The 16,109-nt window shown below is 25.5% G+C and carries 11 protein-coding genes; 2 read left to right on the forward strand and 9 right to left on the reverse strand.

Annotated elements, in window-relative coordinates:
* Positions 1-12 precede the first annotated feature (12 nt).
* Positions 13-423 (reverse strand): hypothetical protein, encoded by a 411-nt coding sequence (locus tag HF862_RS07955; protein ID WP_170187338.1) that lies wholly within the window; start codon positions 421-423, stop codon positions 13-15.
* Positions 424-553: 130 nt separating this feature from the next.
* Here HF862_RS07955 and HF862_RS07960 point away from each other — a divergent pair, with 130 nt between their 5' ends.
* Positions 554-1,138, forward strand: a complete 585-nt coding sequence (locus HF862_RS07960) for a sugar O-acetyltransferase (RefSeq protein ID WP_170187339.1) — start codon at positions 554-556, stop codon at positions 1,136-1,138.
* 73 nt (positions 1,139-1,211) lie between these two features.
* Here the strand turns inward: HF862_RS07960 and ptsP are convergent, their stop codons facing one another.
* The 8 genes from ptsP to HF862_RS08000 form a co-directional block, all read right to left on the reverse strand.
* Positions 1,212-2,942 (reverse strand): phosphoenolpyruvate--protein phosphotransferase, encoded by a 1,731-nt coding sequence (ptsP, locus tag HF862_RS07965; protein ID WP_170187340.1) that lies wholly within the window; start codon positions 2,940-2,942, stop codon positions 1,212-1,214.
* A 66-nt stretch (positions 2,943-3,008) separates the two neighbouring features.
* The gene (locus HF862_RS07970) at positions 3,009-3,272 is read right to left on the reverse strand and encodes an HPr family phosphocarrier protein (protein WP_170187341.1); all 264 of its coding nucleotides are present in this window, start codon (positions 3,270-3,272) and stop codon (positions 3,009-3,011) included.
* A gap of 161 nt (positions 3,273-3,433) precedes the next feature.
* Positions 3,434-5,248 (reverse strand): translational GTPase TypA, encoded by a 1,815-nt coding sequence (gene typA, locus HF862_RS07975; protein WP_170187342.1) that lies wholly within the window; start codon positions 5,246-5,248, stop codon positions 3,434-3,436.
* 17 nt (positions 5,249-5,265) lie between these two features.
* Entirely contained in the window at positions 5,266-6,132 is an 867-nt protein-coding gene (truB, locus tag HF862_RS07980; RefSeq protein ID WP_170187343.1) for a tRNA pseudouridine(55) synthase TruB, read from the reverse strand.
* A gap of 119 nt (positions 6,133-6,251) precedes the next feature.
* The gene (locus tag HF862_RS07985; RefSeq protein WP_170187344.1) at positions 6,252-8,987 is read right to left on the reverse strand and encodes a pitrilysin family protein; all 2,736 of its coding nucleotides are present in this window, start codon (positions 8,985-8,987) and stop codon (positions 6,252-6,254) included.
* 482 nt (positions 8,988-9,469) lie between these two features.
* On the reverse strand, positions 9,470-13,051 hold the full coding sequence (locus HF862_RS07990; RefSeq protein WP_170187345.1) for an autotransporter outer membrane beta-barrel domain-containing protein: 3,582 nt from the start codon (positions 13,049-13,051) through the stop codon (positions 9,470-9,472).
* Positions 13,052-13,267: 216 nt separating this feature from the next.
* The gene (locus tag HF862_RS07995; protein WP_170187346.1) at positions 13,268-14,203 is read right to left on the reverse strand and encodes a lysophospholipid acyltransferase family protein; all 936 of its coding nucleotides are present in this window, start codon (positions 14,201-14,203) and stop codon (positions 13,268-13,270) included.
* Between the two features lie 16 nt (positions 14,204-14,219).
* Positions 14,220-15,143 (reverse strand): lysophospholipid acyltransferase family protein, encoded by a 924-nt coding sequence (locus tag HF862_RS08000; protein WP_170187347.1) that lies wholly within the window; start codon positions 15,141-15,143, stop codon positions 14,220-14,222.
* A gap of 134 nt (positions 15,144-15,277) precedes the next feature.
* On the opposite strand from HF862_RS08000, the gene HF862_RS08005 reads away from it, so the two are divergent.
* Positions 15,278-15,838 carry a glycerol-3-phosphate responsive antiterminator gene (locus tag HF862_RS08005; RefSeq protein WP_170187348.1) on the forward strand — a complete coding sequence of 187 codons (561 nt, stop codon included), beginning with the start codon at positions 15,278-15,280 and terminating at the stop codon, positions 15,836-15,838.
* Positions 15,839-16,109 lie beyond the last annotated feature (271 nt).

Below are 16,109 nucleotides of genomic sequence, written 5' to 3' on the forward strand. Positions count from 1 at the left end.
AAAAATAGTTAATTATTTTTTTCTAGCTAAAATTATAACACTTTCAGTATAACTAAATCCGTATCCAAATCCATAACCACTTGTACCTCTTACAGCTTCTGTTTCATGTAAAATTCTTTTACTACTAGTAATATTTCCAGCATCATATTGATATCTATAACTTCCAGAAGTAATAGGAGTGATTGATACAATTTCATATCCTTCATTATTAAGATTTGTGATAGCTCTATTTATATCATCAGTTAAAAGTTCTCCATCAATAAGACAATCTGAATATCCAGTAGTTACCCAAACTTTTTTTTCTTCAAAAATTTCTTTTTGTTTACCAAAAAGCCCTTTTTCAAATTTACCTGTAGGTTCATGAGAGATTCTGTATTCACCAATAGGTCTAAATTTAGCTTTAACATAAACAACTTTTTCCATATTTCCTCCTCTATTTAATAGTGGCTTATACTATAAATATATCATTTTTTATAAAAAAATTAAAGTAAAATAAATGTTAAATAAAAAATTATTATGTTATAATTATAGAAAAACTTTTATGGAGAAAAAAATGACAGAAAAAGAAAAATCTAAATTGGGATTATTATATGATGCTAACTATGATAAAGAACTTTTAGAAGAGAGGAAAATTTCTAAAGAGTTATGTTATGAATTTAATATTTTAAAACCTTCTGAAAAAGAAAGGGGAAAAGAAATTATAAGAAAACTTTTTGGAAAAATTCAAGGAAAATTTTCAATTAATCAGCCTTTTCATTGTGATTATGGATATAATATAGAAATTGGTGAAAATTTTTATTCTAATCATAATTTAATAATTTTAGATGGAGCAAAAGTTAAAATAGGAAACAATGTTTTTATAGGTCCTAATTGTTGTATAACTACAGCTGGACATCCTATAGATGTAGAAGATAGAAATTGTGGATTAGAATATGCTTATCCTATAACTATTGGAGATAATGTTTGGATAGGAACAAATGTGAGTATTTTGCCAGGTGTAAAAATAGGAGATAATAGTGTAATAGGAGCTGGAAGTGTAGTTAATAAAGAGATTCCAGAAAATGTTATAGCAGTTGGGAATCCTTGTAAAGTAATTAGAAAAATTTCTAAGAAGGATAAAGAAAAATATAAAAGATAAAAAATAATGGGACTTTTTATACTTAAAAAGTCCCAATCTATTTTATTATATAATTTTTGCCTTTTTTATTCTATTACTTTGTATAGCTAGAAGAGTTGAAATTTTTAATTTCTTCCATAACTTCTTCAGCAGTAGCAAGAGATAAAACTTTTTCAACTAGAGCTTCACATTGAGTTTTATCAAGTGACATTATATTTCTTTTTATTCTTGGTACTGATATAGCTGACATAGAGAAAGCATCTAGTCCCATACCAAATAATATAGCTGTAGCATTTTCATCTCCAGCAAACTCTCCACACATAGAGATACTTATATTTTCACTGTGAGCTCCATCTATAGCACATTTTATAGCTTGAAGTACAGCTGGATTATAAGAGTTGTAAAGGTTAGAAATTTTTTCATTTCCTCTATCAACAGCTAATGTATATTGAGTTAAATCATTAGTTCCAATAGAGAAGAAGTCACATTCTTTAGCAAAAGAAGAAGCTCTAAAGGCAACAGCTGGAGTTTCAACCATAATTCCAAGTTGAATATTTTCATCAAAAGCTATTCCTTCATTTCTTAATTCTTCCATACACTCTTTTAATAAAGCTCTTGATTTTCTAACTTCTGTTAAAGAAATTATCATAGGAAGCATTATTTTAATATATCCAAAAGCAGAAGCTCTTAAAAGTGCTCTAAATTGAGTTTTTAAAATTTCAGGTCTATCAAGACAAACTCTTAGAGCTCTCCATCCTAAGAAAGGATTTTCTTCTTTTGGTAATTCCATATAAGGTAAAGATTTATCTCCACCAATATCCATAGTTCTTATAGTAACTGGTTTTCCTTCTAAAGCTTCAGCAACAGCTTTATAAGCTTCAAATTGTTCATCTTCACTAGGGAAACAATCATTATTCATAAATAAGAATTCTGTTCTATAAAGTCCAATTCCTTGAGCTCCATTTTTTAATACCCCATTAATATCTTTAGGAGAACCTATATTAGCCCAAGCTCCAACTTTTTTACCATCTTTAGAAACAGCATCTTTATCTTTTAATTGTTTTAAAAGTTCTTTTTCAGCTAAAAATTCATCTCTTTTTAAAGTATAAGTTTTTATTTCTTCTTCAGTAGGATTTAATATAACAACTCCTTCTAAAGCATCAACTATTATAGAATCACCAGATTTTACATCTGAATATTTTTCTCCTGTTCCAACAACAGCAGGGATTTCAAGAGACCTAGCCATTATAGATGAATGAGCTGTTTTTCCACCAATTTCAGTAACAAAAGCTAAAACATTTTCTAAATCTAATTGGGCAGTATCAGAAGGAGTAAGGTCTTTAGTAATTATTACAGAATCTTTAGGAAGATTAGATAAATCTAAAATTTCAGTCCCTGTGATATTGAAAAGCCATCTTTTTCCAATATCTTTAAGGTCAGCAGCTCTTTCTCTTAAATAAGGGTCTTCTAAACATCCTAACATTTCACAATATCCAGCAAGTCCTTGCTCAAGAGCATTTTCAGCTGTTATTTGTTCATCTTCGATTAATTCGACTACTTCATCAAATAAATCTTCATCTTCTAATAAAGTGATATGTCCATCAAAAATACTTGCTTTATCTTCACCTAATTTTTTAGCAGTTTTTTCTCTTATAGCAAGTAATTGTTCTTTAGAAATATTTCTTCCATTAAGTAATCTTTCTTTTTCTAATTCAGTATCTTCAATATTATTTTTATTAATAATAATTTCATTTTCTTTATATAAAAATACTTTTCCTACTGATACCCCAGGTGATGCAGGAATTCCATTAATAATAATACTCATTTATTATACCATCCTTTTAATTTTTGATAAAAAAGAGGGGATACCTATCCCCTCTTACTTAATTAACTAGTCTTTTAAGTTAGCAAGAAGTTCAGCTAATTTTTCAACAGCTTCTTGTTCATCTTCTCCATCAGCATAAACAGTAACTTGAGTTCCTTTTTTTATTCCTAGAGAAAGAAGTTTTAAAAGAGAAGTCCCTTTTACTTTTTTTCCTTCAGCATTTTCTACTTCAATAGAAGATTTAAAAGTTTTTGCTAAACTAACAAATTCATTTCCTGGTCTAGTGTGAAGTCCAGTTTCGTTTGTAATTTCTACAGTTTTAGATAACATTATTACCTCCTAAAATTAATAAAGATTTTTATTATAAATAAGACAAAATTATATAAACAGTATGAATATAATATACTATTTTATAAAAAATGTCAATAAAAAAACATTTCACTTTTTAAATAATATTTATTAGTTCATAAAAAGTACTAAAAATAGAAAAATTAATCTTTTTTAACAAAATGTTTTCTTCTTTCAGCATCAGTTAAATATTTTTTTCTAAGTCTTATGAAATTAGGTGTAACTTCTACATATTCATCTTCAGAAATATAGTCAAGAGCTTGTTCTAAAGTTAATTTTCTAGGAGGAGCTAATTTAACAGCATCATCACTTCCAGCAGCTCTCATATTTGTAAGCTTTTTAGTTTTACAAGCATTAACAATAAGGTCATTTTCTTTTGCATGTTCTCCAACAACCATACCTTCATAAACATCTACACCTGGTTCTATAAATAACTCTCCTCTTTCTTGGATGGCATTAAGGGCATAAGCTATAGATACTCCAGTTTCTGTGGCAATAAGAACACCTTTTTTTCTACCTGTAATAGGTCCTTTAAATGGCTCAAAATCATAGAAAGAATGGTTAAGAATTCCAGAACCTTTAGTGTCAGTTAAAAATTCATTTCTATATCCAATTATACCTCTTGAAGGTATTTTAAATTCTAAACGAGTATATCCATCTTGTCCAGGAGTCATACTTACAAGTTCTCCTTTTCTTGAACCTAATTTTTCAATAACTACTCCTGTATAAGCATCTTCTACATCTATTAAAGCCATTTCAATAGGCTCATAAGTTTTTCCATTTATCTCTTTTAATATAACTTTTGGTTTAGAAACTTGAACTTCAAATCCCTCTCTTCTCATATTTTCTAATAGAATAGATAATTGAAGTTCTCCTCTTCCTTTTACCACAAAGGCATCTGGAGAATCAGTAGCTTCTACTTTCATACTAACATTTTTTTGTAATTCTTTTTGAAGTCTATCCCAAATATTTCTTGATGTAATATACTTTCCATCTCTTCCAGCAAATGGAGAAGAGTTTACCATAAATGTCATAGAAAGAGTAGGCTCATCTATATCAATTAGAGGTAAAGCCACAGGTTCATTAACATCAGCAACAGTTTCCCCAATATCAATACTGCTTAATCCAGCTATTGAAACAATTTCTCCACAGAAAGCTTCTTCAACTTCAACTTTATTAAGTCCTTCATAACCATAAATTATAGAGATTTTATTTTTTACCATTGTTCCATCTCTTTTTATAAGCATAACCTCTTGGTTTCTTCTCATTTTTCCATTGTGAATTTTTCCAACAGCTAATTGCCCAACATAGTTATCATATTCAATATTAGTGATTAAAAATTGAAGTGGTTTATTAACATCTCCACTTGGGTCATCTACTTCACTAAGAATAGTTTCAAATAATGGTATCATATTAGTATCAGTATCTTCTAATTCTTTTTTAGCAAATCCACCTTTTCCAGAAGCATAAAGAACAGGGAATTCTAATTGATGTTCATTGGCATTAAGCTCAATAAATAAATCATAAACCATATAAAGAACTTCTTCTGGTCTTGCATTTGGTTTATCAATTTTATTAACAACAACTATAGGTCTGTGTCCTTGCTCTAATGCTTTTTTAAGAACATATTTTGTTTGAGGCATTGGACCTTCAAAAGCATCAACTAAAAGAATAACAGAATCAACCATTTTCATAATTCTTTGTACTTCTCCACCGAAGTCAGCATGTCCTGGAGTGTCAATAATATTGATTTTATAGTCTTTATATTTTACAGAAGCATTTTTAGAGAAAATTGTAATTCCTCTTTCTCTTTCAATATCATTAGAGTCCATAACTCTTTCAGAAACTTTTTCAAGTTCATGAGCTCCAAAAACTCCAGCTTGTTTTAATAAACAGTCAACAAGAGTAGTTTTACCATGGTCAACATGGGCAATAATTGCAATATTTTTGATTTTCATAAATCTCCATCCTTATATTAATAGTATTTATAACCTTTTAATCTGTTAGAACTCACATAGGCAAGTCCTAAAAACTCATCAGTTCCTTCAAAATAAATTTTGTAGAATCCGTCATTAGTATTATTTACTACAAGAGTATTTCCATTTAAAAATAAAGTTTTATTTTTTTCAGTAGAAATTGTAAGTGAAGGATATTTAAAATATTCTTCAACAGTTCTAATGAAAGAACAATCTTTATTTGAATATAAACTTTCAATCTTTTCTAAAGTAAAACTATTTTCAATATTTTCACTACCTACAGAAATTCTTTCAAGTGATGTCATAGTAGCAAAAGTTTTTAAATCTATTCCAATATCATAAATAAGAGAACGGATATAAGTTCCTTTAGAAACTTTACAATAGATTTTTGCTTTTTTACCATTAAATTTTAAAAGAGATAAATCATAAATTGTTATATCTCTAGCTTCTCTTTCAATAGTTTCACCTTTACGAGCTAAATCATAAAGTTTTTCACCATTTATTTTTATGGCTGAATACATAGGAGGAATTTGTTTTATATTTCCAAGAAATTTTTTTAAACATTCCTCTAATTTTTCAGAAGAAACAGAAAAATTTTTAACTGAATCAATAATTTTTCCCTCAGAATCATATGTATCTGTAGAATAACCTAATTGAAACTCAGCAATATATTCTTTTTCTAATTTTTCTATATCTTGAACTAACTTAGTAGCTTTTCCAACACAGACAACTAAAACACCAGAAGCTAATGGGTCAAGAGTTCCTGTATGTCCAATCTTTTTTATTTTTAAAATTTTTCTAAGTTTTCTGATAACATCAAAAGAAGTAATACCAGAAGGTTTATTTATATTAATAATTCCGTCCAATAAATCAACTCCATTTTAAATTTTACATAATATTATATCATAAAAATTAAAATAAGAAAAATAAAAAATAGAGAGATTTTTCCCTCTATTTTTTATTGTATTATTTAAGTTCAAAAATTTTATTTTTCACTCTCTGGATAAAGGATAACTTCTACATAATTATTATTTTTTATAAAATCTTTTACAAAATTTTTAAGATTTTTTTCATTAATTAATTTATTATATTCATCAGGAGTTAAAACTTTAAAATTATCCTTTTCTAAACTTTTATTTGATAGGTAATTTATCCAATAACCATTAGTTTTAATATTATTTTCATAAGAAAGTTTATAATTTTTTTGAATGCTTTTTAAAGCTTCTAAATTGATGTTTCCATCTAATAATTTTTTTAATTCCTCTTGAACTTTATTAATAACTATATCTTTTTTCTTAGGGTCAGTTGAAAAAGATATATTAAGGACTCCTTTTTCATATTTAGAGAAGTCATCACTAACAGATATTCCATAAACTCCTGAAATTTTTTCTCTTACTTCTTCAATAAAATTGATTCTTAATATTTTTGCTATAGAAGAAATATAGTAAGAATTTTCCAAAGAGTATTCACTATATATAGGATAAGAAAGATTAACTCTTATTTTTTTATCAATTCCTTTAGTAACTTCACCTTTAATAATTCCATCTGGATATGTTATATTTAAATTTTTCCAACTTTCAATATCATTTTCAATAGGTAGAGAAGCAAAATATTTTTCTAAAATCTCTATAGTTTCTATTTCAGGGATAGACCCTACTATAACTCCAGAATAGCCATTAAAATTAGTAAATTTTTTCTTAAATACATTTAACATATCTTCATTATAAAAGTGTTTAAAATCTTCTTTAGAAAGATTTAATTTTCTAGGATGGTTACTGTATAATAATTCAATAACTTTATCAGAAAAAAGTTCACTAGGTAGATTTTCCCTATTGTTAAGTATATTGCTTAATCCACTAATTTTATTAGCATATAATTCAGGTGATAATTTTGGATTTCTTACAAGATATGAGAAATATTTTAAAGCTTCATTTAAAGATTTTTTATTGGAGTTTATTATAATTCCCTCTGTATATGTATTTATATATGGAGAGATAGAGAAATTTTTACCTTTAAAATATCTATCAAGATTTTCAAAAGTAATATTTTCTACTCCAGAATTAAAAATAAAATCTCCAGAAAAAATAGAGTTTATTGCTTCTGTATCATCTAAAGTTGAATTTCCACCCTCTTTAAAAAGTTTTATGGTGATATCATCTTTTTTAAAATCAGTATATTTATAAAGAAAACTCAATCCATTTGATAATTTAATTTCTTTGTAATCTGTATATGTAGTTATAGCTTCTACTTTTCCTCTTTCTAAATTAGGCTCTTTAAGAATTAAAACTTCATTATTATTTTGTTTCTTTTCTAACTTTTTATTTTTACTTTCTAAAATAATATTTTTAAAAGATTCTTTTGTTATACTTATCTCATCTTTTTCAGGAACAAATAAAACAAATCTAGTATTATCATTATAAATCTCTTTAGCCTTTTCTTTTATATCTTTAACAGTAATCTCTTTAAAATAACTTTCAAATAATTTTAAAGTATCTTCTGAATCAAGGAAAATGTCATCACTAATAAATACATCAGTTAAATAACCTATTAACTCTCTGTTAAGAATAGAATCTTTATTATTATTTTTATCTTTTAGATTATTTAATATATTTTCTTTTTCTAAATTTAATTCTTTTTCACTTACCCCAAATTTACTTATATATTTTAAGGTATTTATTGTAGAGTCTATACCCTCTTTTATTTTTTTCTCTTCAAAAGATGATGAGATAATTAAAAGATTATCTTTTATATAACTATCTTCACTTATATTTCCAGAAATGATAGGGTGCTTACTAGAATTACTTTCATCTTTTAGTTTACTATTTAAAAGATTTTTAAATAATTCCAATGTAACTTCATCTTTTATATTTTTCTTATTATATTCATTTTTATTATCAGTTCTAAAACTCATTATAAACTGAGGAATGATGATTTCTTTATCTTTAAATACAAAATAATCAGTTGGTAACTCCTCTAATTTATAAATTTCTGGTTTAGTAAAAGTTGAATTATCAGTAAAATTAAAATATTTTTTTATAACAGAATCAGCATAAGCTTCATCTATATCTCCAACTAATATAATTCCCATATTTTCAGGTCTATACCATTTATCATAATAATCTTTCATAGTAGAATGGTTAGCTCCTCTTATAATGTCCATTTCTCCAATAGGAAATCTATCTTTATAATGAGATTTATCAAAGAAAACCTCTTTCCAAAGAGATGTTATTCTTTCAGGAAGTCCTTGAGAAAGTCTCCACTCTTCTACTATAATTTCTTTTTCATTATCTATATCCTCTTGTTTTAAAGAGGCGTCAAAAACCATTTCTTTTAATATTTCTACACCTTTTTCAAATTTTTCTTTGTCATCAGTAGGAAGATGAAGTTTATATACAGTTTCATAAAAAGATGTGTGGGCGTTTAAATCTCCACCAAAATTAAGTCCAATAGACTCAAAATATTTTACAATATTATTTTTTTCATAATTTTTAGTACCATTAAAAGCCATATGTTCAATAAAATGTGCTAATCCCTTTTGATTTTCCTCTTCTTGAAGAGAACCAGCTTTTACTACTACATTTAAAGATACTCTATTTTCTGGCTTACTATTTTTATAAAAATAATAAGTCATACCATTATCAAGTTTTTTTATTATTAATCCTTTAGAATGATTAACTAGATTTTCTGCAAAACTTAGAATAGAGATTATAAAAAATAACATAAAAATAAATAAATTTTTTTTCTTCATAAATTAAATACCTCGTTTGTACATATAGTTTTATTTAATTTTTGTTTTAATTGTAACATTTTAATATTTAAAAAACAACAGAAAAAAATATAAAAATTTTACAAAAGAAAAATAAAATGGTATAATTTTATTAGAAAAATATTTTTTATTGAAAAAATTTTCTATTGATGAAAAATATTTTTTCGCCAAAAAAACGGAAGTTTTAACTTCTAAAAATAATTATTAAGTATACAACTTATTAATCTATAAATAAAAATCACTCTTTTTAATCTAAGGTACAATTATAACCCTTGATTTACGAGTGATTTTTGTATTTTTTACTTTGTAATTCTTTATTTTTGTTGATATTAAGACATAATAAATATCTGTTTTTGGTATATAATTAGGTAGTTTTTATATAAGAAAAACTCGAGATTTCTCTCGAGTCCTTGCTTTTATAATTTATTATGATGAAACTAGAATTTGTAACCTATTCCCATTCCTACTGTCCATTCATCTTTTGAATTTTCATGTTCAAATGCATAATTTCCTCTTACATCAAATGATAATCCTTTTTCTGTTGCTATTTCATAACTTCCATTTAATGAGAATCTATCTGCTTTTTCACCTACTAACATATCAAAGTTACTTCCACCTACAAATCTTCCTGTTAAGTATTCTTCTTTATCTCCACTAAAGAAAGTGTTATAACTTACTCCTAATGTTAATTCATGGTTAAAAGTTTCTGTTGGTATTACTTTTTTAATATCTAATCCCACAGTTCCACTTGATGTTTCAAATATTTTAGAGTCTACTTCTATTCCTAGTACTCCTTTTTCACTTACTTCATCTTGTTGGATACGATTATAATCTACTGTCATTCTTGGTTCTAAGAAGAAATTATTTCCAAGCGCATAACTGTATCTTCCATCTAAGTAAATATTAAATCCTCTATCGTGATAATTTTCAGAAAATTCTCTAGTTGTAGTTATTCCACTATATCCATTAGCTTTTCTATCAGCTTTATAATCTCCATGTTGTACACCTATTCCAGCAGTTAATTTTAAGTTTCCAAATTTTTGTTTTCCATAAACTCCAAAGTAGAATGAATCTCCCTCAAGTTTTGAACCATTAGATAAAGAAACCTCTGAATTATTTCCACCAAAGATTAAACCAGTAGTAAAGTTTTCAGATTTTCCATATTCAGCTTTAGCATATCCACCATAGATTTTTGTATCAGCATCAATATCAATACTTCCTACATCATAAGTATAATAACCTTTTCCATAGTAAGTATCTTTTGTACCACCATCAGTATGAGTAAGTCCACCATAAATAGCCCAAGATTTTAAATCAGGATTTAAATCTTTTGAAATTGCAATTTCATCAAACATTGTTAAAGTTTTTCTAGAAATTTCAGTTGAATAAGAATAAGGCGTTCCTGCATAAATATCATTTAAGTATTTTGTAAACTCTGTTAAAGTTTTATCATCAGTTATATTAAATTCTTTAACTTGGTCAGTTATTCTTATACTTTGATATATTTTATTTAATTGACTATAATTCATATTATTAACATAAGGAATATTTGATACTGTTGTTACTTTCACAGAATTATCATTAATTTTTTCTATATTATGAAGAAGTGAAGTTGTATCAATAGTTGTTTCTTTTAATCCTTCCTCATTTCCTTTCATAGTTTCATCTAATGAAGTACCTCCAAAACTAATGGTTTCTCCCTCTCCTACTCCATTAAGAGCAAGTAAAAGTTTTCCTCCCTCTGATGAAATAGTTCCTGTATTTCCAGAAAGAGCATGAGAGTTTCCATTTGTACTATCTATTCTTAGTATTAAATTTCCATCAGAAGAAATTTTTATACTATCTGTACCTGTTACTTTTGAGTTTTCAAAGAAAGTTACATTAGTATCTATATCCATGTTTTCAAAACTATCTATATTACCAAAAATAATTATATTATCATCATTAGATTTTGTAGTGGAATTATTAAATGTTAAAGTATCTACTCCATCTCCACCTAATAAATCTCCATTAATTTGAGTTTTATCATCTAAAGTTAAATTATCATTTCCATTACCTAAATCAGTATTTCCGTTGATTATTGTGCCATTAGTTAAAGTTAAATTATCAATATTATTACTTCCTTTGATAGTAGCACTTGTTTCATCTATTCCACCATTGATAATAGAATTGTCTAAAGTTAAACTTCCTCCATTTTCATTAAAAACAATAGCAGAAGTATATCCATTTACAATAGAGTTTGTAAGAGTTTTTTCTCCATTTACTTTTAAAGTATTAGTAATTCCATTATAAATCATATCTGTTTTATTATCTTCTAAAACTATACTTTCACTTTCAGTAGCTGTCCAATTATTTTGATTTTTATTTTGTTCATCAGTAAGAATAGCATTTATAATAGTTTTATCTTCTGATTTTATTCCTGTATTTCCTACTCCTTGAATTTTATAATTATTATTTATCTTATTCCAACTAAACATCATTCCATTATTAATATAGCTATTACTTATAAAATTGCTAGAATCTCCAATCAATAATCCATTATTTGTTGCATTAGCATTGGCTCCATGAATTGTATACCTATCAGAAAAAACTACTCCATTATTTATTAAATTTTCCATTTCTTGTCCAGAAATACCATAAATATTAAGTTTTGATTTATCTTCTCTTTCATCTCTAGCTTCAATTATTCCATCATTTTTTAATTGAGTTTTATTTTTAATAGGAGTCATGTATATTCCAGCAGATATCATTTTGGTTCCTGCAGATATCATTTTGGTTCCTAATGAATAGATTTTACCATTATTGATTAAACTTTTTAATTCTCCTGAATTATATATTCCAATAGCTTGTTCTCCAAATACATCTATTAATCCATTATTTTCTAATTTATTTATTTTAGCTATTGAATCATAATTTTTTGTATTGCTAATTCCGTAAGTTCTGATCACTCCAGAACCTTTTATTATTCCATTATTTATTATTTCATTTATATTGTTATCTTCATAATTTTCAAAATTTCCATTAAAAATAATTTGAGTTTCTTTTTCTGAAGTTCCATAAAGATTACCATTATTTATAATACTTCCTTCAATATTTCCTCCTTCATTATTAATTATAGTAATATATCCTTTACTTTCTCCAATTACATTACCATTATTTATAACATTATTATAATTTCCAGCATAATTATTAATAGCAAAAATATTTCCATTAGCTTTTATATTTATTTCTCCATTATTTATTAAAGTTTTTAAAAGACTTTTCTTATTATTTATACCCCAAGCATTTTCATTACCAGAATTATCTATTATAATTTTTCCTTCATTAATTAAATTATTAATAGTTCCACCATAATAATTAGCTATTCCTATTGCTCTATCATCAGAATTTACAGTTATATTTTTATTATTTATTAAATTATCAATTTTTTCCTCATTATTTATAATTCCAAAAGCTAAACCAGAAGATGTTTGAACATATATTTCATTGTTATTTATTAAATTTTCCATTGTACCAAAATTCTCTATTCCTATTGTTTGAGTATCAGCTATTATTTTTATAACTCCATTATTTTCTAAATTTGTAACAGTTCCAACATACATTCCCCATGCAGAATTATTTGTAACATTTGCTTCTATTAATCCATTATTTATTAAATTATCTATTTTTGACTTATAATAAATATTTATTAATTCTATATATTTTTCTCCAGAAAATTTAATATTTCCATTATTGATAAAAGTTTTAAGAGAAAAATTATCTACTCCTTTTATACTTACAAAATCTAATTCACTATTATTGGTATAAACACCATTTTCAAAACTATTTTTACTATATGGATTTTCTCCCCAATTTTGATTATCTACACTAAACTCTATTCCATTTGCTCCATCTCTAATATATAAAGTGTCAGCAAAACTTAAAGAATTTCCAACTAAAAAAGCAACTATAACTCCTATAGTTATTTTAACTTTTCTTTTTAACCATCTTTTTAAATTTTTTTCAATATCTTTTACCATAATCCACCCCCATAATAAAAAAAGCAACTTAAAATAGATATAGAAAAAATTTTCTTTTTTTTATACCTCTCTAAATTGCTACTATTTAAAAATATATTTCTATTATGAGTATACTTCAAAAAAAAAAAAAAAAGCAATACTTTTTTGGCGAAAATATAATTTTATATAAAAAGTCACTGTATAAAAACAGTGACTTTCTTTTTTTATTTTCTAAATTTAAAAATTTTTTATAAAATCCATTAAATCTTTTCTAAGAATTCCTTTTTTATATTGACTATATAATTTCCATCTATCATAAGACCACATCCATTGTTCAGGATATTCTCTCATAACAATTTCCATTTCATTAAACATATTTTGCACAGTTTTTTGAACTCTCTCTTTAAATGATAATGATTCATCATCACATTTTTCTATTTTTCTTATATAAACCTCTGTAGTATTATCTTTTGTTAATACACAATACATAAGATAGAAAGGTCTATTATATTTTAGTGCAATACTTGATACACCAGTAGGAGCTGTAGTAGACTCCCCAAAAAAAGTTATATTAGTTCCATTACTATCTCTATGGTCAGTAAGTAAAATTGGGTATCGTCCCTCTTTTGCATATTTTATTAAATCTCTACTTGTAGTATTTCCTTTTTGTAATAAAGCTATATTAAATCTAGTTCTATTTTTTATAATTAAATTATTTATATATGGATTTGTTCTATCTTTAGCAACAGTTACTATAGGAATTCTATTAGCTAATTTTACAGGAGCTTCCATATTTCCAAAGTGCATAGCTCCAAAAACAGAAGGACCATTGTCAATAGCCTCTTGTAATAAATCTTCATCAATAATTTTAAAATTTTCATCTTTTTCTAAATATTTGTCAAGCCACATATTTACAAAAAAAGCTCTACTCATAGTTTTACAAGATTCTATAGCCAATTTTTTTATCTCATCATTTGATTTTTCTGGAAAAGCAAGTTTTAAATTAAGAAGAGTGATATATCTAACCTCTTTAACTACCCTAAAAGTTAAAACAGCAAAAAATTCTCCAATATTAAAACGAACTTTTTCAGGTAATAACATAAATAATTTTGTAAAAAACATTATTAATAAATACTGAATATAGAAAATAATATTTTTAATCTTTTTTTTCATTCTCTCTCCTTTAAAATTATTTTATAGTTTTAGCAAATTCCATTAAATCTTTAGGTAATTCCCCTTTTTTATATTTTCTATAAAATTTCCATCTATCATGCATCCACATCCACTGTTCAGGGTATTTTCTTATAACATCTTCCATTTTATTTATCATATTTTGAGTAGTTTTTTGAACTCTATCTTTAAAAGAAATAGTTTCATCCACACATTTTTCAATTTCTTCTATAAAAGCTAAAGTTGAAAAATCTTTTTGATATATACAGTAGACTAAAAACAATCTACGATTAAATTTACAAGCAATACTAGTTACTCCAGTAGGAGCTGTAGTAGGTTCAGAGAAAAATAATACATCTGCTCCACTTCCCTTTTGGTCAGATAATAAAGCTATATTTCTTCCCTCCTTAGCAAACTTTACAAGCTCTCTTCCTACAGATGGACTTCTTTGTAATAAAGTTATATTAAAACATTTTCTATTTTTTATTATTTCATTATTTACATAAGGATTATTTTGAGTTTTTCCAACAGTAACTACATTAAATTCTTCAGCTATTTTTAATAATCCCTCCATATTTCCAAAGTGCATATTAGCAAAAGTAGCTGGAGAACTTTCTTTTAAAATAGGCATCATTTCAGGATTAGCAATTTTAAAGTTTTTTTCTTTTTTTACATACTTATCTAACCATAGTGTGCCTATAAAAGCTTTTCCTATATTTTTATAAGATTCTATAGCTATTTTTTCTAATTCTTCTAAAGACTTTTCAGGAAAAACGAATTTTAAATTGATAAGAGAAGTAACTCTTCTAGACTTTAAAAGTTTATAGGCAAGAACTGATAATTTTTCAGCAAAAATAAAACGTATTTTCTCTGGGAAAATAAGTAAAAAAGTTTTTAAAAATTTAAATAAAATGTATTGTATAAAAAATATAAATTTTTTCATAAGTTTTCACCACCCTAATTCTTAAGAACAAGTTATTATATCATAATTTTAAAAAATATTTAAATTTTTTTATCTTGACATAAAGATATAGTATATTTTAAAATATAAGGCAATAAAAAATTGGAGGTAGGAAGATGAATATAAGGGAAATATTGGAAAGAAACCCAATTATTCCAGCATTAAAAAATGACCAGGATTTAAAAGAAGCATTAGAAAGTGGTAGTGAAATAGTTTTTATAATAATGGCAAATTTAATGAATATTGAAAATATTGTATCAAAATTAAAAAAAGAGGGAAAAATTGTATTTGTCCATGCTGATATGATAGATGGACTTTCTAGTTCTAATTATGGTGTTGAATATTTAATTAACCATGTAGACTTAGATGGAATAATAACAACAAAACATAATATGGTAGCTTTTGCTAAAAAGAAAAATATCCCTGTTATTCAAAGATATTTTATACTTGATTCTTTTTCTTTTAAAAATACTATAATACATATAAGAGAAAATAAACCTGATGCAGTTGAAATTTTACCAGGACTAATGCCTAAAATAATAAAAAGAATTTGTAATTTAGTAAATTTACCAGTAATAACTGGAGGACTTATTGATGAAAAAGAAGATGTTATGAACGCTCTAAGAGCTGGAGCAGAGGGAATTTCAACAACTAAAAAAGAATTGTGGCAAATATGATTTAAAATAATAAAAAATGATTATAAAATGTGTCTTGACAAAAGAGATAAAACAATATAAAATTATCTTAATTAATTAAATAATAAGCAATGTGAGAAAGTGAGTGCTTAAAAAAATTACTAAATTTTAGTAATATTTTAAGCATTTTTTTGTATATTATTTTAAATAAAATTGGAGGCGGATTTTATGGAAAAAAAATACATTATAGCATTAGACCAAGGTACTACTAGTTCAAGAGCTATTGTTTTTGATAGTGACCAAAAAATTGTTG

Source organism: Fusobacterium sp. FSA-380-WT-3A (assembly GCF_012843705.1).
In the GTDB taxonomy this organism is placed as follows: domain Bacteria; phylum Fusobacteriota; class Fusobacteriia; order Fusobacteriales; family Fusobacteriaceae; genus Fusobacterium_B.